The organism is Paraburkholderia nodosa DSM 21604 (genome assembly GCF_000519185.1).
GTDB lineage: Bacteria > Pseudomonadota > Gammaproteobacteria > Burkholderiales > Burkholderiaceae > Paraburkholderia > Paraburkholderia nodosa.
The window spans coordinates 17,755-44,175 of record NZ_JAFA01000054.1 but is presented as its reverse complement, the minus strand read 5'-3'; the positions used below and the strand labels follow the sequence as shown (position 1 = coordinate 44,175).

The 26,421-nt window shown below is 61.8% G+C and carries 21 protein-coding genes and 1 pseudogene; 19 read left to right on the top strand and 3 right to left on the bottom strand.

Going from position 1 to position 26,421, the window contains the following annotated elements:
- On the top strand, positions 1 to 465 hold a 465-nt coding region (locus A3CW_RS0140400; RefSeq protein WP_028208607.1), incomplete at its 5' end, for a dioxygenase family protein.
- Positions 466 to 984: 519 nt separating this feature from the next.
- On the opposite strand, the gene A3CW_RS49235 is transcribed toward A3CW_RS0140400, so the two are convergent.
- Positions 985 to 1,758 carry a GntR family transcriptional regulator gene (locus tag A3CW_RS49235; RefSeq protein ID WP_035515406.1) on the bottom strand — a complete coding sequence of 258 codons (774 nt, stop codon included), beginning with the start codon at positions 1,756 to 1,758 and terminating at the stop codon, positions 985 to 987.
- Positions 1,759 to 1,953: 195 nt separating this feature from the next.
- Between A3CW_RS49235 and A3CW_RS0140390 the strand changes: the two genes are divergently transcribed.
- From A3CW_RS0140390 to A3CW_RS51655, 6 genes are all read left to right on the top strand, one after another.
- Positions 1,954 to 2,790 (top strand): sulfite exporter TauE/SafE family protein, encoded by an 837-nt coding sequence (locus tag A3CW_RS0140390; RefSeq protein WP_028208606.1) that lies wholly within the window; start codon positions 1,954 to 1,956, stop codon positions 2,788 to 2,790.
- Positions 2,791 to 2,800: 10 nt separating this feature from the next.
- On the top strand, positions 2,801 to 3,145 hold the full coding sequence (locus A3CW_RS0140385) for a DUF1634 domain-containing protein (protein ID WP_051482044.1): 345 nt from the start codon (positions 2,801 to 2,803) through the stop codon (positions 3,143 to 3,145).
- Positions 3,146 to 3,305: 160 nt separating this feature from the next.
- Positions 3,306 to 3,836 (top strand): DoxX family protein, encoded by a 531-nt coding sequence (locus A3CW_RS0140380; RefSeq protein WP_028208604.1) that lies wholly within the window; start codon positions 3,306 to 3,308, stop codon positions 3,834 to 3,836.
- 43 nt (positions 3,837 to 3,879) lie between these two features.
- On the top strand, positions 3,880 to 4,488 hold the full coding sequence (locus A3CW_RS0140375) for a sigma-70 family RNA polymerase sigma factor (RefSeq protein WP_051482043.1): 609 nt from the start codon (positions 3,880 to 3,882) through the stop codon (positions 4,486 to 4,488).
- On the top strand, positions 4,478 to 5,119 hold the full coding sequence (locus A3CW_RS0140370; protein ID WP_028208602.1) for a DUF1109 domain-containing protein: 642 nt from the start codon (positions 4,478 to 4,480) through the stop codon (positions 5,117 to 5,119). Before A3CW_RS0140375 ends, A3CW_RS0140370 begins: the two co-directional genes overlap by 11 nt.
- A gap of 375 nt (positions 5,120 to 5,494) precedes the next feature.
- Positions 5,495 to 5,836, top strand: a complete 342-nt coding sequence (locus A3CW_RS51655) for a DUF4148 domain-containing protein (RefSeq protein WP_081772037.1) — start codon at positions 5,495 to 5,497, stop codon at positions 5,834 to 5,836.
- 98 nt (positions 5,837 to 5,934) lie between these two features.
- Here the strand turns inward: A3CW_RS51655 and A3CW_RS0140355 are convergent, their stop codons facing one another.
- Positions 5,935 to 6,705 carry a TetR/AcrR family transcriptional regulator gene (locus A3CW_RS0140355; RefSeq protein ID WP_028208599.1) on the bottom strand — a complete coding sequence of 257 codons (771 nt, stop codon included), beginning with the start codon at positions 6,703 to 6,705 and terminating at the stop codon, positions 5,935 to 5,937.
- Between the two features lie 422 nt (positions 6,706 to 7,127).
- Here A3CW_RS0140355 and A3CW_RS0140350 point away from each other — a divergent pair, with 422 nt between their 5' ends.
- From A3CW_RS0140350 to A3CW_RS0140325, 6 genes are all read left to right on the top strand, one after another.
- The gene (locus A3CW_RS0140350; protein ID WP_245623863.1) at positions 7,128 to 8,300 is read left to right on the top strand and encodes an efflux RND transporter periplasmic adaptor subunit; all 1,173 of its coding nucleotides are present in this window, start codon (positions 7,128 to 7,130) and stop codon (positions 8,298 to 8,300) included.
- Entirely contained in the window at positions 8,297 to 11,464 is a 3,168-nt protein-coding gene (locus A3CW_RS0140345) for an efflux RND transporter permease subunit (protein ID WP_028208597.1), read from the top strand. The genes A3CW_RS0140350 and A3CW_RS0140345 overlap by 4 nt, the downstream gene beginning before the upstream one ends.
- 2 nt (positions 11,465 to 11,466) lie before the next feature.
- Complete coding sequence (locus A3CW_RS0140340; protein WP_028208596.1) at positions 11,467 to 12,942, top strand: efflux transporter outer membrane subunit; 1,476 nt, start codon at positions 11,467 to 11,469, stop codon at positions 12,940 to 12,942.
- A 173-nt stretch (positions 12,943 to 13,115) separates the two neighbouring features.
- The gene (locus A3CW_RS49230) at positions 13,116 to 14,501 is read left to right on the top strand and encodes a paraquat-inducible protein A (protein WP_051482042.1); all 1,386 of its coding nucleotides are present in this window, start codon (positions 13,116 to 13,118) and stop codon (positions 14,499 to 14,501) included.
- 8 nt (positions 14,502 to 14,509) lie between these two features.
- Positions 14,510 to 16,105, top strand: coding sequence for a PqiB family protein (locus A3CW_RS0140330; RefSeq protein WP_028208595.1), 1,596 nt, complete (start codon positions 14,510 to 14,512; stop codon positions 16,103 to 16,105).
- Complete coding sequence (locus A3CW_RS0140325) at positions 16,102 to 16,842, top strand: PqiC family protein (protein WP_028208594.1); 741 nt, start codon at positions 16,102 to 16,104, stop codon at positions 16,840 to 16,842. Before A3CW_RS0140330 ends, A3CW_RS0140325 begins: the two co-directional genes overlap by 4 nt.
- A gap of 68 nt (positions 16,843 to 16,910) precedes the next feature.
- On the opposite strand, the gene A3CW_RS0140320 is transcribed toward A3CW_RS0140325, so the two are convergent.
- A complete protein-coding gene (locus tag A3CW_RS0140320; RefSeq protein ID WP_028208593.1) occupies positions 16,911 to 17,666 on the bottom strand; it encodes a TetR/AcrR family transcriptional regulator in 756 nt (251 codons plus the stop codon).
- A 335-nt stretch (positions 17,667 to 18,001) separates the two neighbouring features.
- On the opposite strand from A3CW_RS0140320, the gene A3CW_RS0140315 reads away from it, so the two are divergent.
- The 6 genes and pseudogenes from A3CW_RS0140315 (at position 18,002) to A3CW_RS0140290 (ending at position 26,413) form a co-directional block, all read left to right on the top strand.
- Positions 18,002 to 19,072, top strand: coding sequence for a VOC family protein (locus tag A3CW_RS0140315; protein WP_028208592.1), 1,071 nt, complete (start codon positions 18,002 to 18,004; stop codon positions 19,070 to 19,072).
- Between the two features lie 33 nt (positions 19,073 to 19,105).
- A pseudogene (locus A3CW_RS49225) lies at positions 19,106 to 20,062 on the top strand (fumarylacetoacetate hydrolase family protein).
- The gene (locus A3CW_RS0140305) at positions 20,059 to 22,047 is read left to right on the top strand and encodes an acyl-CoA synthetase (protein WP_028208591.1); all 1,989 of its coding nucleotides are present in this window, start codon (positions 20,059 to 20,061) and stop codon (positions 22,045 to 22,047) included. The pseudogene A3CW_RS49225 and the gene A3CW_RS0140305 overlap by 4 nt, the downstream one beginning before the upstream one ends.
- Before the next feature lie 359 nt (positions 22,048 to 22,406).
- Positions 22,407 to 23,111, top strand: a complete 705-nt coding sequence (locus A3CW_RS0140300) for an OmpW/AlkL family protein (RefSeq protein WP_035515402.1) — start codon at positions 22,407 to 22,409, stop codon at positions 23,109 to 23,111.
- A gap of 76 nt (positions 23,112 to 23,187) precedes the next feature.
- On the top strand, positions 23,188 to 23,343 hold the full coding sequence (locus tag A3CW_RS52830) for a VOC family protein (RefSeq protein ID WP_154678191.1): 156 nt from the start codon (positions 23,188 to 23,190) through the stop codon (positions 23,341 to 23,343).
- 91 nt (positions 23,344 to 23,434) lie between these two features.
- Positions 23,435 to 26,413, top strand: coding sequence for a molybdopterin-dependent oxidoreductase (locus tag A3CW_RS0140290; protein WP_028208589.1), 2,979 nt, complete (start codon positions 23,435 to 23,437; stop codon positions 26,411 to 26,413).
- Positions 26,414 to 26,421: the final 8 nt, after the last annotated feature.

The window sequence follows — 26,421 nt, the reverse complement described above, 5'->3', positions numbered from 1 at the left end:
GGCTTCTATTCGCACTTCGACCCGACCGGCGCGCAGGACGACTTCAACCTGCGCGGCGCGGTCAAGACCGGCGCGGACGGCAAGTACGAATTCCGCACGCTCATGCCGGTCGGCTACGGCTGCCCGCCGCAGGGCTCGACCCAGCGGCTGCTGGACGGCCTTGGCCGCCACGGCAATCGCCCGGCGCACGTGCACTTCTTCGTCTCGGCGGATAACAGCCGCAAGCTCACCACGCAATTCAATATCGAGGGCGACCCGCTGATCTGGGACGACTTCGCCTACGCAACGCGCGAAGAGCTGATTCCGCCCGTGACGGAAAAGACCGGTGGCACCGCGCTCGGCCTGAAAGGCGATACGTACAAGGACATCGAGTTCAACCTCACGCTCACGCCGCTGGTCCAGGGTAAGGACAACCAGCTCGTGCAACGCCTGCGCGCCTCGGCCACGGCCACAGAGACGGCGTAACTGTCCAGTAAGGCGGCGCGTCACTGGCGCCGCCTTAACTTGAAGCGAAGGGAGAAAGTCAATCCTTCGTTCGAAGCTTCGCCGCGCGAGGCGCTGGTGTTCGACCGTGCGCCTCGCGCGGAGAGCCGCATCAAAACTTGTGCCGGATGCCGACGCGAAAGAGTACCTGTTTGTCCTCTGCAGATGCGGAAGGTTCATTGACCGCCGAAAGGGCAGCGTTGCCGTTTGAGTCGGTTCTGAACGCTTTCTGATAGACGACAATCAGGCAGATACCCGTGCGCTTCGAGAGCAGTCAAGGCCAGCCGCGAACTGGTTGGTACGTCGCGCCGCCTTTGCCGGATAGCGAATTGCCGGCATATAGCGCGGGCACTCATCAGGAAATCTGCGGGAGCAACTACGTCTGGACGTTGAGAACATCGTGCTAATCGAGCGCAGAAATGCAGAAACTCGATCCGCAGGTCATGATCTATCGATACGACTGCTCGTTCCGCACGTCCGCAGCGGCACGCGCCGGCGCATTCATTTCGCGCGTTTCGTGCGCCCGACGGAAGCGGTGCGCTTGCGCTCCACGCGCAGTGCGTACCGGAACGCGCCGCTGCGGAAATAAAGATACTCAAAATCGACAGGATTGCCGTCACTGTCCTGCGTAAGCCGTTCGATACGCAGCAGCGGCGCGTCCTTCTTGATCTCCAACGCACGAGCGATCGCGCTTTCGGCTGCGACGGCGTCGATATTCAGATCGGCGCCGCTAAGCGTGACGCCGCAATCGTTCTCCAGAATCAGAAAGATGTCGCGTGTCGCGAGGTCGGCGCGCCGCAGACGCTTGCCGATCGCTTCCGGCACGAAGGTGATCTCGTACGAAACCGGCTCGCGTTCGAGCAGGCGCACGCGATGGATTTCGGCCACGGTAGTCCGCGCCTCAAGACCGAGCTGCTGTGCCACGTGCGCCGGCGCAGGCACGAAGCGAAACTGCAGGACGCGATTGACGATCTCGTGACCGCTCTCCTGCATTGCCTCGGCGAAGCCTTGTAGCGACGTGATGTCTTGCACGGCCTTCGGCTGCGAGACGAACGAGCCCTTGCCGTGCACCTTGAATATCAGCCCTTCTTTCTGCAGGTCGCCGAGCGCCTGCCGGATCGTGATGCGGCTCACGTCGAACATTGCCTGCAGTTCGCTTTCCGAGGGCATGCGGCTCATGGGCGGATATTCGCCGTCGAGAATCCCGGCGCGCAGCGTGTTCTTGATCTGGACGTAGAGCGGGACGGGCGACTCGATCTCGAAGGCAGAGGACATGGCGGCGAAGGGCAGGGCGGCGGTCGATGGCGTGCGCAGCTGAAGGTCCTCGAATTATACGCCGCGCCTCGTCGGGAGTCCCGGTGCGATTGCCATCTTCAACTTGTTATGACATGATATGTCGTGTTGAATCTGGATACGACAACGTGCGAGTGCACAAGTCCGTCATCGGGCCCTCGCTATTACCGGAGGAAAATCATCGACTCCGCCCTCTGGCTCTTTGCCGTGGCGCTCGGTTGCAGCGCGCTAGGCGGCATGCTCGGCATGGCGAGTGGCCTTTTCATCGTCCCCGCGCTCACCGTGTTCGGCCACATGGACCTGCATGCGGCGGTAGGCGCGAGCCTGGTTTCCGTAATCGCCTGCTCGTGCGGCAGCGCCGCGCCGTATCTGCGCGGGCGTCTCACGCACGTGCGCCTCGCGGTGTTGCTGGAAAGCGGTACGACGCTCGGCGCCCTGACGGGCGTCGTGCTTGCCGGCGTGGTGCCCGTGAGGGCGCTCGATTTCCTGTTCGCGGGCGTCATGCTGGTCTCGGCGTGGCAGATGTTCGTGCGGCGAGTGGAGCGTCCTGGCGTGCCGGCAAACGGAACCGGGCGTTCGAACGCCCTCGACAGCAGCTATCCGGACACCGCGACGGGTCGCGAAATCGCCTATACGGTCGGGCGCGTGCCGCTGGCGCTCGGGCTCATGTATGTGGCGGGCCTCGTTTCTGCGCTGCTGGGCATCGGTAGTGGCGTGCTGAAGATACCCGCGATGGACACGGCGTTGCGCCTGCCTATCAAGGTCTCCACGGCCACGTCCAACTTCATGATTGGCGTGACCGCCGCCGCGAGTGCGTGCGCCTACTTCCTGCGCGGTGAGATCGTCACCTCGATTGCGGCGCCGATCGCTCTCGGTTCCGTTGCTGGCGCGCTGCTCGGCGCGCGCATCCTCATGAAGGTTTCCAGCCAGCGTCTGCGCGGGCTTTTCGTTGTGGTGCTGGTGGCGGTAGCCGTGCAAATGTTGCTGCTAGGTTGCGGCATTAACCCGTTCTGACGCTCGAACCATGGACCTGGCCCCTGGGATTCCCCCCAAACCGCGCGCGAGCGCGAGGCTCGAAAGGCTTCTGGCTGCGCTGCTCCACTATGGCACGTGGGCGGGCTCGTGCGCGATGGCGGCTGGCATCGCGCTGCGCTGGTCGGCAAGTGCGGCTGTCGAGCCGTTCGGCGGCGCCGCGCTCACGGTGGGCGTTTGCATCATCATCCTGCTACCTGTCGCGAGACTGATGCTGATGCTCGCTGTTTATACGATCGAACGCGACTACCGGTTTGCCTCGATTGCGGCGTTCGTGCTGCTGATCGTGATCGCAGGTTGTGTTGTGGGTGTCGCATTGGGGCCGCTTGGGGGGTGACTGGCGTGAAGCCAGCGGGTTTCAGGACCAGAAAATCGGCACATGCGTGTAACCAGGTCGCGTGGCGCACCGATATACCCTGTGGAGACCGCAATCCGGTCGCATTGGTTGAACACCCACACCGGCGCGTTTCGCCGGTTTGCCCATAGGGAAATCACGCATGAATCCGCTTTCGTCTGTCTTCCGTCTTGCCGACCCGTGGTGGCTAGTCTCGAAGTTTCAACGTTATGCGCCGTTACCAGTCCGCTTTGTAGTCGGTTACGGATTCATGGCGCACGGGTACGCAAAAATTGCAAAGAACCCCGAGCATTTCGCCGCCATCCTCCACGCTCTTGGCGTACCCGCTCCACACTTCATGGCATGGGCGACCATCGTGATCGAACTGCTGGGCGGCTTTGCGATTCTCTGCGGAGCATTTGTTCCACTCGCGACGGTGCCTATGCTTGCTGTGCTGCTCGTTGCGACGCTTACCGTCCATCTGCAGTTCGGGTTCACCTCGATCAAGTTGATGGATGTCGTGAGCGGTGTGCCGCGGTTCGGGCCGCCTGGTTACGAAACCGACTTGCTATATGTGGCCGGGTTGCTGTCGCTCGTATTTGGTGGTGTGGGCCCACTCGCTGTCGATACGCTGTTGCGTCCATGGTACGCACGTGTGAGCACACGACTCCGGATGTCCGCAGAGGCAGTCTGAAGGACAAGCTGGCGCTCCGGCGCATCCTTCGAGCTTCTGGATCATGACAGTCAGCAAACTGAACCCCGCAGCCGGAGTGCATGAGCACGCGACGGCCAGTTCGGAGGTTGAACGCCGGTTGACTTCGCTCCTCGCGCAGTCGCTTGAGGGCGACAGGAAGGCTTACCGGACATTCCTTTACGAGCTGACGGGACATTTGCGGGCGCGCTTGCGAAAGAAGCTGCGCAGGAAGGACGAAGACATCGAGGACCTGATGCAGGAGATCCTGATTGCGGTCCACAAGGGTCTTGAAACTTTCAAGCCGGAAGTACCGCTTACCGCCTGGATAAGCGCGATCGTCCGGTACAAGGTTGCAGACTATCATCGCGCGTACTTTCGCTGGGATTCGCTGCACGAGCCGTTGGATGATGATGGTGAGTTCTTCACCGATTCCAGCACGGAAGCTGCGGATGCGAGACGCGATTTACAGCAATTGCTGGCGACATTGCCGAGAGGCCAGCAATTGCCGATTGTGCACATGCGCCTGTGGGGCATGTCCGTTGCGGAAACAGCTTCGGCGACGGGGCTTTCCGAGTCTGCAGTGAAGGTTGGCGTGCATCGCGGACTCAAGGCGCTCGCCGCGAAAATTCGGAAGAAAGCCCATGAAGACTGAAGATCTCATTGTGATGCTGGCAGACGCGCCGCGTCCTCCGAGCCGTGCGGTGGCTGGCAAACGGCTGGGCCGGGCCCTCGCGATGAGCATCGTAACGGCGTTGCTGCTGATTCAAACGATCCCGGTGAGCGGCGTGCGGCTCGAGGGAGTGGTCTTCACGCCGCTCTTCTGGATCAAGGTTCTGCTACCGCTTTCGATGACGGTAGGTGGGCTGTGGGTCACCTCGCGCCTTTCACAACCGGGTGTCGAAGTGGGGCGCCTCTGGCTTGTCCTCGGGTTGCCAATGGCAGCGGTGTGGCTGGCGGCAGTGATCACCCTGCTTGCGTCACCCACCCCGACACGGACAGATCTTGTGCTGGGCCATACGTGGCGTACGTGCTCGCTATACATTGCGGAGCTGTCATGCCTGCCGCTGCTTATACTGTTCTGGGCAATGCGGGGGCTGGCCGCAACACAGCCGGTTGCGGCAGGCGTGGCTACCGGACTGCTGGCAGGAGCAATCGGCACATTGGCCTATTGCTTTCGCTGTCCAGAGACCGCAGTACCTTTCTGGGCGACGTGGTACTCGCTTGGCATGGCCATTCCCGCCCTGATCGGTGGAATGGCCGGTAGATGGATACTCCGTTGGTAGAGACCCCCATCTCCGCAGCGCGTGGCGGCCACTAGCAATAGCGCGGATTCTGTTTCCACGTCTGATATGAAGCGTCTCCCATGAGCTTGCTGGATTGCATGCCGCTATGGTTGTTGCCCAATCCGATCTCGATGAAGCAGCTGTAAGAAGCGAATTCGTTTCTCCGCTGTAACCAAAAGCGTATTTGAATCGATTTATCCAGTAACAAGCTCGAGAATGTGCTTGTCACATGGGCGATGATCAAAACGATCATCGTTAGGATGACGAATTGAACCCGGTTGATCTTTCAGTACAGGAAAAAACGCTCAAGCTGAAGTGCCAGCGTTTTAGTGGGCCTGTCAGAAGGACAGCGGGCGAACCTTATGAGGTGTTGAGATGAACGTGCGAAAAATTATGGGCGTAATCCTCGTTGCCGGTATTTGCGGGGCGGTTGTCACTGACGCAAACGCGCATGAAAAGACCCGTGCGGAAGTGCGACAGGAACTTATTGATGCGGAAAATCACGGTCTGAATCTGGTCACCGATACCTCGTACCCGGATGCTAGCCCGATCTACCAGCAACGTCAGGCCCAAATGAACGCGATGCAAGACAGCGGTACCGGTGCAGGATCGAGCGGAACTAGTGAAAGTGGTAGGAAGGAGACTCCTCCGAAACCCTCCTCGAGTGACAGTTGTGTCGGCCCGGTCAGTTTCTGCAACATTTATTTTGGCAGTTGAGTGAGGCTCGTTCGCGCGCTGACGGCTAGCTTCGGAAGGTCGGAGAACCTGAGGATTTGCGTCGACTCGCTCGATCCTGGCGATCTCCGTGCCTGGCGTCATGCCGCCGTTTCGCTTGAAACGCTCGCCGCCTGAGGGGGCGCAGGGAAGGGGCGATGAGCAATCCTTTCGGCTTCGGTGCGTTTGAGGCCGAACGCCTGCAACACAATGGCCGCCGTGCTGTCGGCGAACTTTTCGTGCCTGGATCGAAGGGTCTTTCGTGCGCGAACCGCCCGCTTTGAAGATCCAGAGAGGTGAAGCTCAGCAGCTATTGCAGCGACGACAGTACCGATCACAGAAAACACGCACATCAGTTCGTCCGCGACCATGAAGCGTCGTTCCGAAATCCCTCGCTTCGTGTCCCGCAGTAGCCGCTGACCGAGCCCCCTGCTCAATATCCGCGTGGATAGCCCTTCGCGTATCAGTAATTGCCCCCAAACCGGCTCCCGGTAGGCCCGCAAAAGCGTGTGACGGACCGACACTGCGATCGCTTCGGCCGGGTCGGACAACCCGGTTGCGAGACGATCAAGCGTAGTCGCGAATTCCTCGAATGACCATTCGACGAGCGCGGCGAAGATCCCTTCCTTTGAATCGAAGTGGTTATAGAAGGACCCAAATCCCACGTCGGCGGCGTTCGTAATCTCGGTGATCGTGACGCTTTCCATTCCCTTTTCCGTCGCCAGCGCAAACGCGGCATCGAGCAAACGAAGCCGCGTTTCGAGCTTGCGTCGGGCCACGCGCGGCGATCGCGTTGTGGTGGACTCGCGACCGGCAACTGGCGCCTTCGCCAGTTGCCGACGACTCGTGCGGGAAATCGGGACGTTGGGCATGTCAGCTCCTGGAACCATATATTGTCAGATTTTAGATTTAAATGTCATGGTTGACAATATCATCAGTAATGGGTCTAATGTCATCCGTGCGACGGTGGAAGCGGAAAACCCCCACGGGAAACGAAAGCGTCTCCGAGACGCTGGTAGATGCCTGGCGCCAAAGTCCGCGTGCGCCGCGCAGAAAGCGCGCATGCATCAGCGAATGCGCCTGTCAGATGGTGCCGAGCCGCTTCGAGACACGTGTGGCGATCCGCTGCGATGGCCTGTCAACAAAGCTCGGGCCGCCGGTCCATGGGGTTGCCGAAGAGGATCCGTTCCGCATCAATGGCTTCGTTTTCGCGCTACGGGCAACGCGCGCTTCTTGCAGGCGCGACTAGCCATCGGCGCAGATGACTTTTCTACCTGTATTCATCACCTGCCTTGTGAACATCGTGAAACAACCCGGTCTTGTCGCGCTGAAACGAGTGCGCTCCCTCCTGCCTTCCTTCTTTCCGTCGACGCACAAGTTGACTGTCGTCGTTGCGGCGTGCAGCGCCATCGCTCTTTGTGCATGCCACCAGACTGATGCCGTCGTCCCGGAGGCCAAGCCCGTCGTTGCGCTTGCGGTTCATCCGGATGGGCACGCTGAGAGCAACTCGCTGCCGGCACAGGTACAGGCGCGTTATTCGACGCCTCTGTCGTTCCGGGTGGGAGGCAAGGTCATCGAGCGGCGAGTGCATATCGGAGATACGGTCAAGGCGGGACAGGTGGTTGCGTTGCTCGACCCGACGGATCTGCAGAACAACCTCGTCAATGCGCGCGCGCAGCTCGACGCCGCCGAGCATCGCCTCGTTTTTGCAAAGCAGCAGCTCGACCGCGATCAGGCTCAGGCGCGTGCGAACCTGATTGCTCCCGCGCAACTGGAGCAGACCGAGGATGCCTACGCTTCAGCGCTTGCGCAGCGCACTTCCGCGCTCGCCCAGATGGCGCTCGCTACGGATCATCTGAGCTACGCGACACTGACCGCGGACCACGACGGCGTCATCACTTCCGAGGATGTGGATACCGGCCAGAACGTTCAGGCAACCCAGGCTGTATATCACCTCGACTGGACGGGCGACGTCGATGTCGTTTGTGACGCGCCTGAAAGAACGCTGAACGCTCTCGCCGTCGGCAGCAACGCGCGCGTCACCTTGCCCGCGCTGCCCGGCAAGACTTTCGAAGCGCAGGTGCGCGAGGTTTCGGCGGCGGCCGATCCGCAAAGCCGCACGTGGCGTGTGAAGCTCACGCTGACCGCACCGAGTCCCGAGGTGCGTCTTGGCATGACCGCGAATGTGGCATTCAGCGTAGCGGACGATGCCGGCCAGGTCTTCACTCTGCCGGTGACGGCGCTCTTCCACAAGGGTGAGAATCCGGCCGTGTGGGTGGTGCGTAAAGGCAGCGACACGCTGGAGTTGCGCCCGGTCACGATCGAGCGGTACGACGAACGCACTGTCTCGTTCAGTTCGGGACTGCACGATGGCGACCGCGTCGTCCTGCAGGGCGTGCATGCCGTGAGTTCCGGGCAGCATGTGCAAGTGGTGCCCCCGCTGCATTCAGAGGATGCCTCGGTATGAACGCGCGCGACCACGAACACGCGCTCGACAGCGCGCCGGCGAACGCTTCTGGCGAGCAAAGCGCTAGCGGTACAGGCTTTAACCTCTCTGCATGGGCGCTGCGGCACCAGCAGCTCGTGATTTTTCTGATCGGGCTGGCCACGCTTTTTGGGGTGATCGGCTATACCCATCTTGCGCAATCGGAAGACCCGCCGTTCACGTTCCGGACGATGGTCATCAAGACGTACTGGCCGGGCGCGACCGCTCGCGAAGTGCAGGAACAGATCACGGACCGGATTGGCCGCCAGCTGCAGGCGGCGCCGTATGTCGACAACATCAAGAGCTACTCGCGCCCCGGCGAGTCGATGATCTTCTTCGCGATGAAGGACTCGGCGCCTGTCAAGGAGGTGCCCGAGACCTGGTACCAGGTCCGCAAGAAGGTGGGCGATATCGCGGCGACGCTGCCGAGGGGAACGGCCGGGCCCTTCTTCAACGATGAGTTCGGTGACGTCTACACGAACATCTACGCGCTCGAAGGCGATGGCTTTACGCCCGCGCAACTGCATGACTATGCGGATCAGCTGCGCACGGTTCTGCTGCGCGTGCCGGGCGTCGCGAAGGTCGATTACTTCGGCGACCCTGATCAGCATATCTTTGTCGAGATTTCGAACGCGCAACTCACGCGTCTGTCGATCACGCCGCAGCAACTCGCTCATGCAATCGACGCGCAGAACACCGTCGCACCCGTCGGCACCATTACGACGGCGGACGACCGCGTATTCGTGCGGCCGAGCGGCGCGTTCAAGAATGAACAGGCGCTCGCGGACACGCTGATCACCGTCAACAACCGCTCGTTCCGTCTTGGCGATATTGCAACCATCAAGCGCGGTTATGACGATCCGCCCGTCACACAGATGCGCGTTGGCAGCCACGCTGTGCTCGGCATCGGTGTAACGATGCAAAAGGGGGGCGACGTCATTGACCTCGGCAAGGCACTCGACGCGAAGACGGCGGAATTGCAGGCGTCGCTGCCGGCCGGCGTGAAGCTCGAGCCGGTCTCGAGCATGCCACACGCGGTCAAGCACTCTGTAGACGACTTCGTCGAGGCGGTTGGCGAAGCGGTGGCGATCGTGCTGGTGGTCAGCCTCGTTTCGCTCGGCCTGCGCACGGGCATGGTCGTCGTCATCACGATTCCGATTGTGCTGGCCGTGACGGCGCTGTGCATGCATCTATTCGGTATCGGGCTCGACAAGGTTTCGCTCGGTACGCTCGTGCTCGCGCTCGGGCTGCTCGTCGACGATGCCATCATCGCCGTCGAAATGATGGCCGTGAAGCTGGAGCAAGGCTGGAGCCGCATGCGCGCGGCGGCCTTTGCCTACACGAGCACCGCATTCCCGATGCTGACGGGCACACTCGTCACGGTCTCGGGCTTCCTGCCGATCGCGCTCGCGAAATCGAGCACGGGTGAATACACACGCTCGATCTTCGAGGTATCGGCCATTGCGCTCGTCGTTTCGTGGTTCGCTGCAGTCGTGCTGGTGCCGTTGCTGGGCTTCCATCTGCTTCCGGAGAGCAAGGCTCACGCGAGCGGTGGCCATGAACATGATGTCTACAACACGGGCTTTTACCGGCGTCTGTCGGGCTGGGTCGCGTCGTGTATCGACCGACGCTGGGTCGTGCTCGGGGTCACCGTCGTGCTCTTCGTCATTGCGATGGCGGCATTCACGCGCGTGCCGCAGCAGTTCTTCCCGAACTCCGAGCGGCCCGAACTGCTGGTCGACCTCAGGCTGCCGGAAGGCGCTTCGTTCGAGGCGACGTTACGTGAATCAAAGCGCCTCGAGAAGGTCCTCGATGGCAAGCCCGGGATCGACCATTTCGTCGACTACATCGGCACGGGCGCGCCGCGCTTTTACCTGCCGCTCGACCAGCAGCTGCAGCAGCCCAACTTCGCGCAGTTCGTGATCACGGCCAAAGACGTCGAAACACGCGAGGAACTGATGCACTGGCTCGACGCGAAACTGGAGAAGGACTTTTCCGGTGTTCGCACACGTGTGGCACGCCTCGAAAACGGTCCGCCCGTGGGTTTCCCGATCCAGTTCCGCGTGAGCGGTGACGATATCGCGACTGTGCGATCGGTCGCGGAAACGGTCGCAGAGAAGGTCCGTGCAGACTCGCGCACGCGCAACGTCCAGTTCGACTGGGACGAACCGGCAGAACGTTCAATCTCGTTCGAGATCGACCAGAACCGCGCGCGCCAGCTTGGCGTCACGTCAGAGGACGTTTCGAGCTTCCTCGCCATGACGCTGTCCGGCTACACCGTGACGCAGTACCGCGAGCGCGACAAGCTGATCAACGTCGATCTGCGCGCGCCGAAGAGCGAGCGCATCGACCCCGCAAAGCTCACGAGCCTTGCGATTCCGACACCGGGCGGCCCGGTTCCGCTCGGCTCGCTCGGACATGTGCGCGACACGCTCGAGTACGGCGTGATCTGGGAGCGTGACCGCCAGCCGACCATCACCGTGCAGGCCGACGTGCGCGGCGACGCGCAGGGCATCGACGTAACGCGCGACATCGAGCACGCACTGACGGCCGTGCGCGCGAAGCTGCCTGTCGGATACCGGATCGAGGTGGGCGGGGCAGTCGAAGAGAGCGTGAAGGGCCAGAGGTCGATCAACGCGGAAATGCCGCTGATGATTATCGCGGTGCTGACGCTGCTGATGATCCAGCTGAAAAACTTTGCGCGCACCTTCATCGTCGTGCTTACCGCACCGCTGGGTCTGATCGGCGTGGTGACTGCGCTGTTGCTGTTTGGCAAACCGTTTGGCTTCGTCGCGTTGCTTGGTGTGATCGCGATGTTCGGGATCATCATGCGCAACTCCGTCATTCTCGTGGACCAGATCGATCAGGACATCGCGGCGGGGCACGCGCGCTTTGACGCCATTATCGGCGCAACGGTGCGGCGTTTCAGGCCGATCATGCTGACGGCCGCCGCCGCCGTGCTCGCGCTGATTCCGCTGCTGCGCTCCGGCTTCTTCGGACCCATGGCGACCGCGCTGATGGGCGGCATCACCACCGCCACGGTGCTGACTGTGTTTTTCCTGCCCGCGCTCTACGCGACGTGCTTCAGGGTCCGTCGTGACGAGCGCGGCACCCACGAGGTCGTCGTCGAGCATACGGAGGGTTGATCATGACTTTTACCTACAAGACATCCGTGCTGGCCGTGGCCGCGGGACTCGCTGTGACGGGGTGCTCGTTCGGGCCGAGCGGCGAGGCGCCGGCCATGCCGTCGCCCGAGCACTACGGTGCGCAAGCACAGCCGGCGAAGACGGTGGCCGCGGGTGGCGTTGCGCAGACCTTCGATGTCGGCGCCACTCCCGGGCCGCAATGGTGGCGGCTGTACCGCTGCGCCGCGCTGGATGCGCTCGTCGACGAAGGACTGCGCAACAGCCCGACGCTTGCGGCGACGCAGCGTACGCTCGCTGCGGCGCAAGAGCAACTGGGCGCGCAGATCGGCTCATCGACGCTGCCATCGATCGACGGCGCCGCGCAGGTCCAGCGCGCCCGCTCACCGGTCGCGCCCCAGCTTGGCCTCCCCGAGCAAGTGCAATACAATTTTTTTGCCGGGCAGTTGCTCGCGCATTACACGTTCGACCTGTTCGGCCAGACGCGCTACATGAACTCGGCGAGCGCGGCCCGTGTGAATGTGCAGGCGTTTGAACTCGAAGCGTCGCGCCGTGCGCTCGCTGCAAACATCGTGGCCGCCACGATCAATGTGGCGGCACTCGATCGCGAGATTGCGCTCACCGAGCGGCTCGTTGCCGTATCGAACGATGCGGCGAACGAGGACGAGCAGCGCTACGCGCTGGGCGCAGTATCGCGCGTCCAGGCGCTCGAGTCGAAACAGGACGCGGCTTCCATCGCGGCGACGTTGCCCGAGTTGCGTCAGCAACGCGCGACGGCGGTTCATGCACTGGCGGTGCTGATGGGCCGTACACCGGACAATGCCCCGAGCGTGCCGGATCTGGACAGCCTGTCGTTGCCAGAGCACGTGCCCGTCGCCGTGCCTTCGGACCTGTTGCGCTCGCGCCCGGACATCCAGGCTGCCGACGGCGCCGTCAAGGCGGCGGCCGCCGATGTGGGCGAGGCAACGGCGCAACTTTTCCCGAGCCTGTCGCTGACGGGCGCGATGGGTCGCGGCGGCTTCAGCTGGCCGGCAGTGGTTTCGGGCGCGGGCGGCCTTTGGGCTATCGGCGCGAGCCTCTCGCAGCCGATCTTCCATGGCGGCGCGCTGTTCGCGCAGCGCCGCGCATCGATCGATACTTACGACGCCACCGTGCTGCATTACAAGTCCACTGTGCTTTCGGCGTTCCAGGACGTGGCGAATTCACTCGCCGCGCTGGACAACGACGCACAGACCCTCGCGTCGAGCGAAGTCGCCGCCGACGCCGCGCGGACGGCATTCGAGGACACGGCGTCGCGCCACCGCCTGGGCTCGCTGCCTTCGGCAGTAACGCACGCGAGCGAGTCGCGGTATCTGAACGCAGAGATCGGCGCAGTGCGCGCAGCGGGCCAGCGCATGACCGATACAGCCGCACTGTTCCAGGCGATGGGGGAACTGCCCTCGGCTCAGCAGACTCAGCAGACGACCGCATCAACGCATTGACCCAGGCGTTCGTGAAACGCGAGGGCGATCCGCCAGGACGGCTCTCGCCGTTCAGCAGTGGCTCGATCCACGCGATGGCCGTTGGACACATCAATTGACGGGCTGCCGCGCCGGCCGCGTGATTCGGCCGTTGCGCCAGTGTGAATGCCCCCGGATTTCCGCTTTATCTCCGTATGGAATATCAGAGACTAATTGCCTGCCACGAATGCGATCTGCTGTTTCGCAAGCCTTCCAGTGTCAAAGGGCGCCGCGCAGCCTGTTCGCGCTGCGGTGCGGGCATGCCAGCGCTACCGGGTAGCGGATGGCCGCTTGACTGGATTTGCGCCGTGACGCTCGCCGCATTGATCGTTTTTTGCATCGCACAGAGTTTCCCGGTGATCGAGCTACGCGCGAACGGCATGACATCCGAGGCGACGCTGTTTGGCGCCGTGCGCTCGCTTTGGTCCGGCAACATGCGCGTCGTCGCGATCATGGTGTTCTGCTCGGCGGTACTCTTCCCGTTGATCGAGCTGCTCTCATTGCTATATGTGCTGGTGCCGCTCCGGCTAGGCAAACTGCCACCTCAATTCAACGCGATGGTGCGTCTCGTGCAGCTCGTTCGGCCGTGGGGCATGATCGAGGTGTTCATGCTCGGTGTGCTGGTGACGATCGTGAAAATGGTCAGCATCGCGGAAGTGATCCCGGGACCGGGATTGTTCGCAACGGGCGCGCTGACTGTCATGCTGGGCGTTGTTGCTTCATTCGACCCGAGCAGGCTCTGGGCGGTCCGTGACGAAATCAGGTGTTCTCGAATTGCGGACGTTCGCTGGTCGAGAGTCAGTACAGGGCGAGGGCGTTTCACACGGCCATTGGGGGCGCGCAAAACCGGCTCACCGCCCGCCATCACGGCACAACGCGCCGGCCTTGTCGGCTGTCACGCGTGCGCACTCGTTCAGGCGCGTATCGAAGGAGAGGCCCACCAGCGCTGCTCCCGATGCCAGCATGTGCTGCACGAACGCAGGCCGGACAGCCTGACGCGAACGGCCAGTCTGCTTCTCGCCGCCGCGTTTGCCTATATTCCGGCGAACCTGCTGCCGATCATGCACGCCTCATCCGTGGGCGGTTCGGAAGACGACACGATCCTTGGCGGCGTCGCGTATTTCTGGACATCGGGAGACTGGCCCCTTGCTGTCGTCGTTTTTGTCGCCAGCGTTCTCGTGCCGGTTCTCAAGCTCGTTGTTCTCACGCTTCTCACGGTAGCCGCTTCTCACGGTTCGGGATGGCGCGCTCGTGAAAGAGCAATCCTGTACCGGCTCGTCGAGCGCATTGGCCGATGGTCGATGCTCGACGTCTTCGTCGTTGCGCTGACGGTCACACTGGTGCATTTCGGCTCGCTTGCCGTCATCACTGCGGGACCGGCCGCCCTCGCTTTCGGAGCGGTTGTGGTCCTGACCATGCTCGCATCGCATCAATTCGATCCGCGGCTCATCTGGGACAACGTGGACGCGGGGCAGCGTGACGCTCCCACTGCGAACGATGAAGTTCCGGCTGCTTCTCTCCCTACCAACCGCATATCCTGAAACAGACGATGCATCTTTCCAATCTATCTGGACCTGAATTCAAGCCGCGCAAACGTTGGCTGCCATCCCTCATCTGGTTAGTACCACTCATCTCTGCATTGATCGGGGTTGCCCTGGTGGTCAGATCCGTTGCAGAAAGGGGGCCGGTCGTGACGGTCACCTTCAATAACGCGGAGGGCATTGAGGCAGGCAAGACGAAGGTAAAGTACAAGGACGTTGAAATCGGTGTCGTGCAAGCCATTGCGCTGTCCGCCGATTTGCGGCGCGTCATCGTGAGTATCCAGTTGAGCAAGGACGCAGGGAAATTTGCAACGCAAGGCACGCGATTCTGGGTGGTACGCCCGCGCATTGGCGCCAACGGCATCTCCGGCCTCGGTACGTTGCTCTCTGGTGCGTACATCGGCGTGGACATCGGGCGCTCGACCGAGAGGCAAACCGCGTTCCTCGGTCTTGAGAGCCCGCCCATTGTCACCACGGGACAGCCGGGTCACCAGTACACGCTGCGAGGTGAGTCGCTGGGCTCGATCGATATCGGCGCCCCCATCTTCTACCATCGCATCCAGGCGGGTCAGGTGATTGGCTACTCCCTCGATCCTCACGGCGCCGGCGTCATCGTGAACGTCTTCGTGAATGCGCCGTACGACCAGTACGTCGGCAGCAATACGCGGTGGTGGAATGCAAGCGGCGTCGATCTGCGTCTCGATTCCAACGGGCTGAAGCTCAATACGCAATCACTCGCGACTGTCGTCGTCGGAGGGCTGGCGTTCCAGTCTCCGGCCGGGCAGGACGCTGGCCGACCGGCAGCAGACAGGGCGGAGTTCCGACTCGCCGCGGACGAATCGGACGCCATGCGCGAGCCCGACGGCCAGCCGCTCAATGTCGTCATGCGTTTCAATCAGTCTTTGCGTGGACTGTCTGTTGGCGCACCTGTCGACCTTCGCGGGATTGCGCTGGGGCAGGTGACCGAGATTGGTATCGAGTACGACGAAAAGCAGAAGAGCTTCAGCATGAAGGTGTCGATGGCGCTTTACCCTGACCGGCTCAGCCGGCGCTCCAGCGAGGCGCTGCCGGCGCCGGACACGCCCGGCGGTCACGAGATGCTGCAGCATCTGGTGACGGAAGGGCTGCGCGGCCAATTGCGGACCGGCAATCTCCTGACGGGACAGTTGTATGTCGCGCTCGACATGTTCCCGAAGGCGCCGCGCGCGAGTGTCGACGTGCACAGCAACCCGATCGAACTGCCGACCGTGCCGAATACGCTCGACGAGCTCCAGGTGCAGGTGGCGGACATCGCAAGGAAACTGAACCAGGTGCCGTTCGACCGGATCGGCGCCAACCTCGACGGTGCACTGGAGAACGCCAGCAAGCTGTTCGGGCATATGGACACCGAGGTCGTGCCGCAAGCACGCGACACGCTCGCTGCCGCACAAAAGACCTTCGCGACCGCGGAATCGACGCTGCGGCAGACGGCGCCGATGCAGTCGGACGTTCAGGACGCCATGCAGCAACTCACACGTACGCTGCAGTCGCTCAATGCGCTCTCCGAATACCTGGAGCGCCATCCGCAGGCGCTGCTGTTCGGCAAAAAAGGAGACCAGCAATGATCGCAATGCAATCTCGCTCGTCCCGCACCATGGTGAGGACATTCGTCTCTGTCGTTGGGCTGGCCCTTCTGACGGCGTGCGCAACGCCCGCGACGCGCTTTTATACGCTCGGAACCGACGCGGAGCCGACCATCGCGAAGAATACGACAAGCCCCGCTTTGCGGATCGATGTACGCCCAGTGAAGGTGCCGGCCACCGTCGCCAGAAGTCAGCTTGTGGTGCAGGTCAACCCGGCCCAGGTGCAGGTGCTCGAAGACGATCGCTGGTCGTCGGCCCTTCCGGACGAGATTCGCGATGCACTTGCTGCTCGCGTGAGCCAGCAGGCCGGCGCGTCCGCTGCCAACGCAGTTGGCCGTGATGAGGAGGTTCCCGTCTATCAGGTCGGCGTCGACGTTCAGCGCTTCGAATCGTGGCCGGGTTCACACGTACTGGTTGACGTCGTATGGAGTGTAAGCAGGTCTGCGGGCCTGGAGCCCCTGAGTTGCCACAGCATAGTGAGCGAGCCCGTATCTGGCGGGTATCAGGCGATCGTCGACGGGCATCGTCATGCGATCAACGCGATCGCTGATCAGATAGCCGCGGTCGTGCGCAACTTCGCTGCGACCGCGGCGGATCGGCCGTTTAGCCCTGCGGGCGCGTCCAGCAGAACGGGAATGACAACGCTGTCCTGCCCGCAATTTATAGACGGCGCGCGAACCGCGGTCGACAGGGCGGCGGCTCCGCGCTCCGGGGCATAAATTCCCGGCGCATCGCCAGTCGGGACGGGGCCGGTTGCCAGACCGGCTCCCCTCACGACTGGCCGAGTTCAAGCTGCCTCGTCGGCTTCCTCGACGATGGGCAGTGGACGCGCGGCAATCTTTTCCGCCTCCGCGCGTTTCAGGCCGAGCATTTGCAGCAACATGGCTGCCGTGCGCTCGGGAAAGTGCTCGCCGCTGAAACCCAGTTCCTTCAGCAAACCCGCGGCGCTTGCGCCCGGCACGACATAGTTCAGTTCGGCCGCGATGGCAGAGAGCACTGTGCCACCCACTGCAAGATAGCCAATAAACGGGTCGGCGACGACGAATCGCTTTGCAGCGATACCGTTTCGAATGTCGCGCAGGAGCCGCTGGCCCAGCCCACGGCTCAGCGCACGCTCAGAAAACCCTTCGCGTATCAGAAAGCGTCCCCACACGGGATTGTGCCGCGCACGCAGGACAGTGTGGCGCACCGAGACGGCCACCACTTCCGCTGGGTCGGAAAGGCCCCCCGCGAGGCGATCGAGCACGTTCGCAAACTCTTCGAACACGTTGTCGACGAGCGTTGCGTAGATCACCTCCTTCGACTCGAAGTGGTTGTAGAACGAGCCAAAGCCGACATCGGCGGCCTCTGTGATTTCATTGATCGCCACGCCTTCCATACCCTTTTCGGCCATCAGCCTGAGGGCGGCGTCGAGCAGACGTGCGCGCGTCTCGCGCTTGCGGCGCGCACCGCGAGGCTCTTTTTCTTCGATGACGGGGGCCGGGGAGGCGGGCGCCGCCGGCGGGGAGCGCCTGGCCGCCCCGCGCTTGGTCGTGGTTGTCATGATGGATCCAAGTCTGGTCATGACCACAGTATAGATTCGAATGTCTATATTGACAAAACGATCAGCGATGAGTTTAATGTCACCATTGGCTGTCGAGAGCCGGTCTAACTAAAACAGACGGAGTGACTGTGGAGACAGCAATCGCAATCGGCATTGCGCCGAGCGGCCGGCATCACCTTCCCCATCCGCCCATCCGGGCATTACGACCCGCTATCCCTCACGCGCCGGCAAATTGGCCGTCCGGTGAGCCTGCGAGCGCTCACGTGCTCCCGAGGTGCGGCGCGCCAGCGCTGCGGTCTGCATCACCGATCCCAACTGCCTGATTACCGTCCGCCATGAAACTGACTACTGCACAGCCGGCTCGTCACCCGAATCCAACGGCGAAAGCGAACGCATTGGCCTACCTCATGTTCGATCGGCCGGACCTCGGGCGAGCCGAACGGTTTCTCAATGACTTCGGGCTTCGAACGGTAACGCGTGGCGAAGAGATGCTGCTTCTGCGCGGTACGGCCGCGTCGCACTTCTGTTATGTCGTACGCAAGGCGTCCAAAGCGCGATTTGTCGGGTTCGGCCTGCAGGTCGGCAGCGAAGCCGAACTGGACGCTCTCGCCAGGCTGCCGGGCGCGTCAGAGGTGAAAGCGTCCGCGTTGCCGGGCGGCGGCTACGTGGTGCAGTTGCAGGATCCGTCCGGTTTCCGTGTCGATGCGCTCTGGGGCCAGGCGCCCGCCTCCGCGTTGCCGCACCGGCTGCCGTTGCCGTTCAATTCCGTCGATGCCGCCGTTCGCGTCAACGGCACGCAGCGACCGCCCGAGAGCGCGCCTGAAGTCATCAGGCTTGGTCACGTGGTGCTGGAACTCGCTGATTATCAGGAAACCTGTGCGTGGTACACGCGCCATTTTGGTTTTATCCCCAGCGACGTGCAGGTGCTGCCCGATGGGTCGCCGGCTGTCGCGTTCATGCGGCTCGATCTCGGCGACAGACCCGCCGACCATCACACGCTTGCGCTGGCACAGGCGTTCGCCCCGACATACAGCCATAGCGCCTACGAGCTCGTCGATGCGGACGCGGTCGGTATGGGTCAGCGCCTCCTGCGCACGAGCGGATGGACGCATGCGTGGGGCATCGGCCGACATATCCTCGGGAGCCAGATTTTCGACTACTGGCAGGACCCTTGGGGAGACAAGCATGAGCACTACTGCGACGGTGATCTTTTCACCAGCGACACGCCGACGGGAATCCATGGCGTGAGTCGCGAGGCGATGGCCCAGTGGGGGCCGACAATGCCGCGCAGCTTCACCAAGCCCCGATTGACGCCCGCGAGCATCGCGGCGCTGATCGCAAACCTGCGCCGAAGCCCCGACGTCACGCTGGCGAGGCTACGGGCACTGTTCAAGATTTTTGCCTGACGCACCCCTTTTTCGAACCCGGAGACCGCCAACATGGCAATTCACGTTCTGCATTATCTGCACGATGGTCGCGCCCAGTGGGGCGTAGTGGCTCAAAACGCTATCACACCGATTCCCGGTGAGTTCGAGACGACCGCTGAGTTTGTCCATGCCAATCCGGTCGAGCGGTTAATGGCGCTGAATGGCCCTACGATTCCCGAAGCGGATGTGCAGTGGCTCTCGCCTGTGACCGCCAATCAGCAGTTCATCTGCCAGGGCGCGAACTACCGCCAGCATATGATCGAATCCGGCATGGACCCGGACGCGAAGAAATTCAACATGATCTTCACGAAGGCCACGAGTTGCATCGTTGCTGCGGACTCGAAGCTGGTGAAGCCGCACGAAGTGAAGTTCCTCGACTACGAGATCGAAGTCGGTCTTGTCCTCAAACGCGACATCACGTCCCGCGCAACGATTACCGACGAGAACCTGCACGACTACATTGCCGGCGCCGTGATCGTGAACGACTATTCCGCCCGCGATATCCAGATTCCACAGATGCAGTTCTACAAGGGCAAGAGCTATCGCACGTTCGGCCCTGTCGGCCCGTACCTTTGCCTGCTCGAGAAGCACGACATGCCGAAGCTCAAGGAGCTCGTGCTGACGCTGACTGTCAACGGAACGGTTCGACAGAACGATTCCACTTCGGGTCTTGTCTACGGTCCGGCAGAGACATTGACCGAGCTGTCCGGCGTTCAAGACCTGCATGCCGGTGACTTGCTCGCAACGGGTACGCCGTCCGGTTGCGCGCTGATCATTCCGTCGCCGGAAAAGCAACGCGCCGCGGCACAGCTGCCCGAAGCGGAGAAATAGCGTCTTTTCCTCGCGTTGCAAGCCGAGCGACCGCAGTACCTTCAGGATGGCGACGTGGTCGAAGCACGTATCGTCAGCCAGGATGGCTCGATCGATCTTGGCACCCAGCGTAACGTCGTCGTCGCAGAGGCCGCATGAAAGGCGTCGCAAACGAGCAGGACGTCCTCGCTATCGAATCGCAGGGGCAGCAGCCGGCGGATCTACCGTCGAGCACCTACGAATTGATCTGCCGGGGCGCCGCCATTGACCCATCTGCACCCGCGCTTTCGTTCTTCGCAACCACGGACGACTACGCGACCCCGGAGCGATGGACTTACAGCGAACTGGTGCGCGACATCACACGTACGGCAAACATGTTGTCGCGGCTGGGTGTGCAGCGAGACACGGTCGTCGCTTATGTACTGCCGAATCTGCCAGAAACGCACTTTGTGATCTGGGGCGGCGAGGCGGTCGGCGTTGTCTGCGCAATCAATCCACTGCTCGAAAGCGACGCGATCGGCGAGCTGCTCAATGCCTCACGCGCCAGCGTGATTGTCACTTTGGCGCCGTATCCCGGCACGGACCTTTGGCCGAAAGTGCAGGCGGTCTTGCACAAGGTTGCCTCGCTCGAGCATGTCGTGCTGGTCAACCTCGCCGACCATGCACCCGGCGAACAGCGATTTGCGGCTCGAATGCTTCAGCGCGGCGAGTGCTCAAGGTTGCATGGCGAGGAGGGCGTGCGAGGCGCGGTTCCTTCGCAGATCAGCATCCACGACTTCGGTGAAGCCGTCGCACGGGAGCCGGGCATAGCGCTCTCCACCCCGCACCGGATGAACCGGGACGACGTATCGTCCTACTTCTGCACGGGCGGCACCACAGGCCTGCCAAAAATTGCGATGCGCCGGCACGGCAATGAGGTGGCCAATGCATGGAGCGCCGGAGAATTTCTCGGTGAAAGCGTTGCGCCAGGCAAGACGATCTTCTGCGGATTGCCGCTTTTCCACGTGAACGCCGTGATGGTGACGGGTCTGCTGCCGTTTTCACGCGGTGCGCACGTCGTGCTTGGCACGCCGCAAGGTTATCGCGGAGATGGCGTCGTCAAACGCTTCTGGGATATCGTCGAGCATTACCGGATCAACTTTTTTAGCGGCGTGCCGACCCTCTTTGGGTCGTTGCTGGACGTTCCCATTGGCGGCCGCGATATCAGTTCGCTCGAATACGGGTTGTGCGGCGCCGCGCCGATGCCGGTGGAATTGCTGCGTGCTTTTCAGGCTCGAACCGGAATCAGGATCCTCGAGGGCTATGGCCTCACCGAAGGTACCTGCGTTAGCAGCGTCAATCCGCCGCTTGGCGAACGGCGGGTCGGCTCGATCGGACTTCGTCTGCCGGGCCATGCCATGAAAGCCGTGATGGCCGATGAAGCGGGCCGTTATGTGCGGGACTGCGTTGCGGACGAGGTTGGTCAACTGCTGATCTCCGGCCCGAACGTGTTCATCGGCTATATGCGGCCGGAGCAGAACAACGGCATCTGGATGGACCTGGCTGATGGCGGCAGATGGCTGAATACCGGCGATCTGGGACGCTGCGACGCAGACGGTTACTTCTGGCTCACAGGCCGGAAGAAGGAACTCATTATTCGGGGCGGACACAACATCGATCCTGCAGCGATCGAAGAAGCGCTGCACCGACATCCGGCAGTGCAGATTGCCGCAGCAGTAGGGCGCCCTGATATGCACGCAGGCGAACTGCCGGTCGCCTATGTCCAGCTCAAGCCTGGCATAACGGCAAATGAAGCAGAAATGGCGGCGTTCCTGCGTGACGAGATCAGCGAGCGAGCCGCGTTCCCCAAAGGCATACGGATCGTTGAAACGATGCCCCTGACGGCTGTCGGCAAGATCTTCAAACCCGCGCTGAAGCGGATCGAAACCGTAGATGCCCTGCGGTCGGCGCTCGTGGAAGCTGGTGTTGAGGGGGCAACCGTCAGCATCGTTGAAGAAGCCTTGCGTGGGATTTCCGTTCACGTCGAACTCTCCGACGCAGAACTCGAACCATTGGCGACTTCCGCGCTTGGACGCTTTCCGTTCGCGTTCTCAATCGCTATCGCGGAGGGCTCCAGGGGCAGCGTTGACGGCAACGCAACGTAAGTGACGCACCGCAGGCCGAGCGCCTTGTGATGCGAGTTCACTAACATGCCGGGCAACTTGTCAAACCTGGCAACCGCGCAGAACGGCAAAGAGAAGTAACAGGCGTACGCAGCCCAGGACTCGATACGGTGCACAGGCAAGAAGCAACGCGGGGATCCGGGTAAATCAATTCATTGTATTTAGTATGCCTATATAAAATGAGATGATTTTTCGAGTCGGTCTATACATACGAGGACCGATCCAACGAGACGGAGCAATGGGCAGCTCGTTAAAGCCCTGAGCACGATAAAAAGATATTTAGCCGATGAGGCAGGAGAAGACGCGTGAGGAATTACGGGAAAAATGTTCGACCTGCTGTTATGGCGGGTTTTATCTGTTCGGCTGCGCTTGCTGGAAATGCGAATGCGCAATCGGCCGGAAGCTTCACGCTGGCGACAGGGTGGCTTTACGTAGCGCCACAGGGTCATGCCACGCCGCTTACCGTGGAAAGCGTGGGTGGTATGCCGGTCAATCAGCAATTAACGGGTAGTGGTGCGCACGCGTCGTCAACGAATACGCTCGGCATCACCACCGAGTACTACGTGACCGACCACATCGGCATCGCCACCCTCTTTGGCCTGCCACTAACAGTGAATCTTGTTGGCGACGGGACGCTCTCGAAGTACGGCACCCTCGGCACGACGAGGCCGATGCCGCCCGCCGTCGAGCTTCGATATCACCTGTTTGAGGCTCAGTCAAAATTTCGTCCTTTCGTCGGATTGGGCGTGAACTACACGTGGTTCACCCAGGTTCGCGCAACCAACAACCAGTTCATCACCGATAGTGTCGGTCCTGGCGGATCGATACGTGCGACCCTCAGTGCGTCGTGGAACCCCGTGTTCGAGGTCGGGGCAAGCTACGCGTTCTCCAAACACTGGTCGGTCGGAGCGTCAGTTGGCTACATGCCGATCCAGACGCACATGACCATATACGGACAGACCGCAAACGGAACGCAGATCGTTTCGAAGTCGACGCTCCGAATCGAACCCATTAACGTATTTTTGAATGTCGGCTACACATTCTAGCGAGTACGACCCGCGTTCCCAGGCATCAATCGAGGCGGCGGGTCGTGCCGCCAACGCATCAATCGCGAGATTTTCCATGCTCATCGAAGACATCGAATACGTTATTTTCCGCCACCCGGACCTGGCTGCCGTCCGCGACTTCATGGTCGATTACGGTTTGCTGGATCTGCAGCAGTGCGTTGCTGCAATGGGGGCCGGCTTTCCCGGGTCTTTAAACCACCACCAGACATGATCGCGCCCGCCTGAGCGGCTTGCCCGCTCGGGGAGCCGGTCCGCAATTCCATGATGCTTGCACCTGCGAAGCCTTCCCATTGGATCAAAAAGTGAAACGACAGATCCTCAAGACCATTCTCTTTGCCATGCCCAAGGTCCTCGACCTGACGGCACGCCGCTTCCCTGCCTATCGCGACCGGCTAAAGCAGCGCGATGTCGTCGCGTGGATCGGGCTCATGGATCAAAGCATCGGCCGCGTCATCAAGCTCAAGAACGGCCGCATCCGCTCGTGTGCCGGCAGGCATCCGCAGCCCGACGTGCGCATGCTCTTCAAGGATGTGGCAACCGCCCTGAAATTTCTCTCCGCCACTCCGGACTACCTGGAGATCATTCACGCAGCGAAAAATTTCAAGGTGGTTACTGAAGGCGACGATGAGTTGCTGGTGTGGTTCATGCAAACGCTGAGCATGATGCAAACCATCGGCCTGCCGATGGGTACGCCCATGCACGACGGGACGCAGCGCTACACCACGTGCACCAACGGCGGCCCGTTATACGTGTACGTGAAAAATGGTCGCATCGTTCGGGTGACGCCTGTCGATCTCGACAGCAAGGATGCTGCCAGTTGGGAGATCGAGGCCCGCGGGCGCCGCTTCAGCCCGCCACGGCGAGGTCTCGTTGCGCCGCACGCATTGGCCATCAAGTCGCTTGTCTACTCGGACAAGCGCATTCTTCGTCCGATGAAGCGGGTCGACTTCGATCCCGACGGGGAACGCAATCCGCAGAACCGCGGCAAGTCGGCTTACGTGCCCATCAGTTGGGATGAGGCGCTTGACATCGTCGCGAAGGAGATCAACCGGCAAAAACGCGTTCACGGCCCCGGTTCGATTACGTTCCCGATGTCGTCCCATCACCAGTGGGGCAATGTTGGCTACTACCTGAGCGCGCTAACGCGCTTCGCCAACCTGATTGGCTTCACCCGGGTGGCTGCGAACCCGGATAGCTGGGAGGGATGGTACTGGGGCGCGATGCATCACTTTGGCAACTCGATGCGCGTGGGCGTGCCGTCAGGCTATGGCGGCATCGAAGATTGCCTGAGAGAGGCGGAAATGGTCGTCTTCTGGTCCTGCGACCCGGAAAGCACCAACGGGGCGTACGCGGGATTCGAGGGCACGCCGCGGCGTCTATGGGCGAGGGAACTGGGAATCGAGTTCGTTCACATCGATCCGCACTGCAATCCAACCGCGCAGTTGCTCGGTGGACGCTGGATTCCCGTGCGCCCGCAAACCGATGCCGCGCTCGCGACCGCCATCATGCACGTTTGGGTCGCGGAGGGTCTGTACGACGAGGATTACGTTGCCAACCGCACGACCGGCTTCGATGAATGGCGCGCCTACCTGCTGGGGGAAACCGACGGCGTGCCGAAGACTCCCGAATGGCAGCAGTCCGAGACTGGCGTGCCAGCGAAGGATGTGCGTGCGCTCGCGCGCCTGTGGGGCAAGAAAAAGGTCTATCTCGCCGTCGGCATGACAGGTGCGGGGTTCGGTGGCGCAGGACGCGGCGCGACCGGGGCGCAATGGGCGCGCTGCATGATCATGATGATGGCGATGCAGGGGTGGGGCAAGCCAGGCGTCAATTTCGGGTGTCTGGAACTCGGCGCTCCGCATGACCTGCATTTCTATTTTCCGGGCTATGCAGACGGTGGCATGTCTGGCGATCTCGCGTGGACGGCCAATGCCGTGAACAACTATCAGCGCATGCCGCACATCCTGACCATGAATCCCGTCAAGCAGATGGTTCCGCGACAGCAGCTACCCGATGCCATTATCAACGGCCATGCGACGGGATACCTTTGGGACGGCATGTCACAGGAAGCGCAGTTCGCGCCGTTCAGCTACCCGATGCCCGGCTATTCGCCGATTCACATGATCTATCGCTATGGCGGATCTTCTTTCAGCACCGTCACGAAATCCGGACGCTGGGCCGACGCCTACCGCCACCCGAGCATCGAGTTCGTGGTCAACCAGTCGATCTGGATGGAGGGCGAGGCGCAGTTCGCCGATATCATTCTGCCGGCGTGCACGTCGCTGGAGCGATGGGATATTGGCGAATGGTCGAATTCGGGCGGCTATGCCCATCACGGCTTCAGCACCGTCAATCATCGCATGGTGATGATGCAACACAAATGCATCGAGCCGCTGGGCGAGTCCCGCTCCGATTACGACATCTTCACCGCGATTCTGACCCGTCTCGGGCTTGGCGGCGTGTTCACCGAAGGATGCGGCGAACTCGATTGGGTCAAGAGGGTATTCGACTCGTCGGATCTGCCGGATCACATTTCGTGGCGAAACTTCTGCCGCAAAGGCTATTACGTCGTACCACCCGAGCAGCCTGAACTGCGCCACCCGGTCGACATGCGCTGGTTCGCGGAAGGTCGACGCAAGGATCTGCAGGAACCGCATCCCATGCCGTCGCAGTACGCCGAAAAGTTCGGCATGGGATTGCAGACGCCCAGCGGCAAGATCGAGTTCGTACCTGAGTTGCTGAAGCGACACACCGCCGACAACCCCGAGCGGCCGCCGCTGAACCGGTATATCCCGTCCTGGGAAGGGCTGCGCAGCGAACTGGCCCAGCGCTATCCGCTGCAACTGATTGCGACTCATAGCCGGTACAGCTTCCACACGCATTGCGACGGCAAGAATTCCTCGGTCAACAGCGTCGAAGATCATCGCGCTTTGATCGGCGGGCATCGCTTCTGGTTGCTGCGGCTCGGTCCCGCCGACGCGGCGGCAAGGGGGATTGCCCACCGCGATCTCGTCAAGGTCTACAACGACCGCGGCGCTGTCATTTGTGCCGCTGACGTGTCGCCTCTGGTTGCCGCCGGCGTGGTCAAGTCATACGAGGCGAGCGCTGAATTCCAGCTCATCGAAATCGCCGGCGAGCGTGTCGAGATCGGCGGCTGCATGAACATGCTCACTCCTGACCGGCCCCAGACGGCGGGCACGAGCAGTATGAGCCCGAATTCATGCCTCGTGCAGGTTGAAAAGTGGAAAGGCGCCGACGCGTTCATGCTCGGTCGCGCAGCGTGAGGAGCAGG

What these genes read in the sequence shown, in the direction of transcription:
- A3CW_RS0140370 (WP_028208602.1), top strand. Translation starts at nt 4,478, where the DNA reads ATGAAGACTGAAGATCTCATTGTGATGCTGGCAGACGCGCCGCGTCCT.
- A3CW_RS49235 (WP_035515406.1), bottom strand. Translation starts at nt 1,758, where the DNA reads ATGTCCTCTGCCTTCGAGATCGAGTCGCCCGTCCCGCTCTACGTCCAG.
- A3CW_RS51655 (WP_081772037.1), top strand. Translation starts at nt 5,495, where the DNA reads ATGAACGTGCGAAAAATTATGGGCGTAATCCTCGTTGCCGGTATTTGC.
- A3CW_RS49230 (WP_051482042.1), top strand. Translation starts at nt 13,116, where the DNA reads ATGGAATATCAGAGACTAATTGCCTGCCACGAATGCGATCTGCTGTTT.
- A3CW_RS0140325 (WP_028208594.1), top strand. Translation starts at nt 16,102, where the DNA reads ATGATCGCAATGCAATCTCGCTCGTCCCGCACCATGGTGAGGACATTC.
- A3CW_RS0140355 (WP_028208599.1), bottom strand. Translation starts at nt 6,705, where the DNA reads ATGCCCAACGTCCCGATTTCCCGCACGAGTCGTCGGCAACTGGCGAAG.
- A3CW_RS0140385 (WP_051482044.1), top strand. Translation starts at nt 2,801, where the DNA reads ATGGACCTGGCCCCTGGGATTCCCCCCAAACCGCGCGCGAGCGCGAGG.
- A3CW_RS0140330 (WP_028208595.1), top strand. Translation starts at nt 14,510, where the DNA reads ATGCATCTTTCCAATCTATCTGGACCTGAATTCAAGCCGCGCAAACGT.
- A3CW_RS52830 (WP_154678191.1), top strand. Translation starts at nt 23,188, where the DNA reads ATGCTCATCGAAGACATCGAATACGTTATTTTCCGCCACCCGGACCTG.
- A3CW_RS0140375 (WP_051482043.1), top strand. Translation starts at nt 3,880, where the DNA reads ATGACAGTCAGCAAACTGAACCCCGCAGCCGGAGTGCATGAGCACGCG.
- A3CW_RS0140340 (WP_028208596.1), top strand. Translation starts at nt 11,467, where the DNA reads ATGACTTTTACCTACAAGACATCCGTGCTGGCCGTGGCCGCGGGACTC.
- A3CW_RS0140345 (WP_028208597.1), top strand. Translation starts at nt 8,297, where the DNA reads ATGAACGCGCGCGACCACGAACACGCGCTCGACAGCGCGCCGGCGAAC.
- A3CW_RS0140320 (WP_028208593.1), bottom strand. Translation starts at nt 17,666, where the DNA reads ATGACAACCACGACCAAGCGCGGGGCGGCCAGGCGCTCCCCGCCGGCG.
- A3CW_RS0140300 (WP_035515402.1), top strand. Translation starts at nt 22,407, where the DNA reads ATGGCGGGTTTTATCTGTTCGGCTGCGCTTGCTGGAAATGCGAATGCG.
- A3CW_RS0140305 (WP_028208591.1), top strand. Translation starts at nt 20,059, where the DNA reads ATGAAAGGCGTCGCAAACGAGCAGGACGTCCTCGCTATCGAATCGCAG.
- A3CW_RS0140380 (WP_028208604.1), top strand. Translation starts at nt 3,306, where the DNA reads ATGAATCCGCTTTCGTCTGTCTTCCGTCTTGCCGACCCGTGGTGGCTA.
- A3CW_RS0140315 (WP_028208592.1), top strand. Translation starts at nt 18,002, where the DNA reads ATGAAACTGACTACTGCACAGCCGGCTCGTCACCCGAATCCAACGGCG.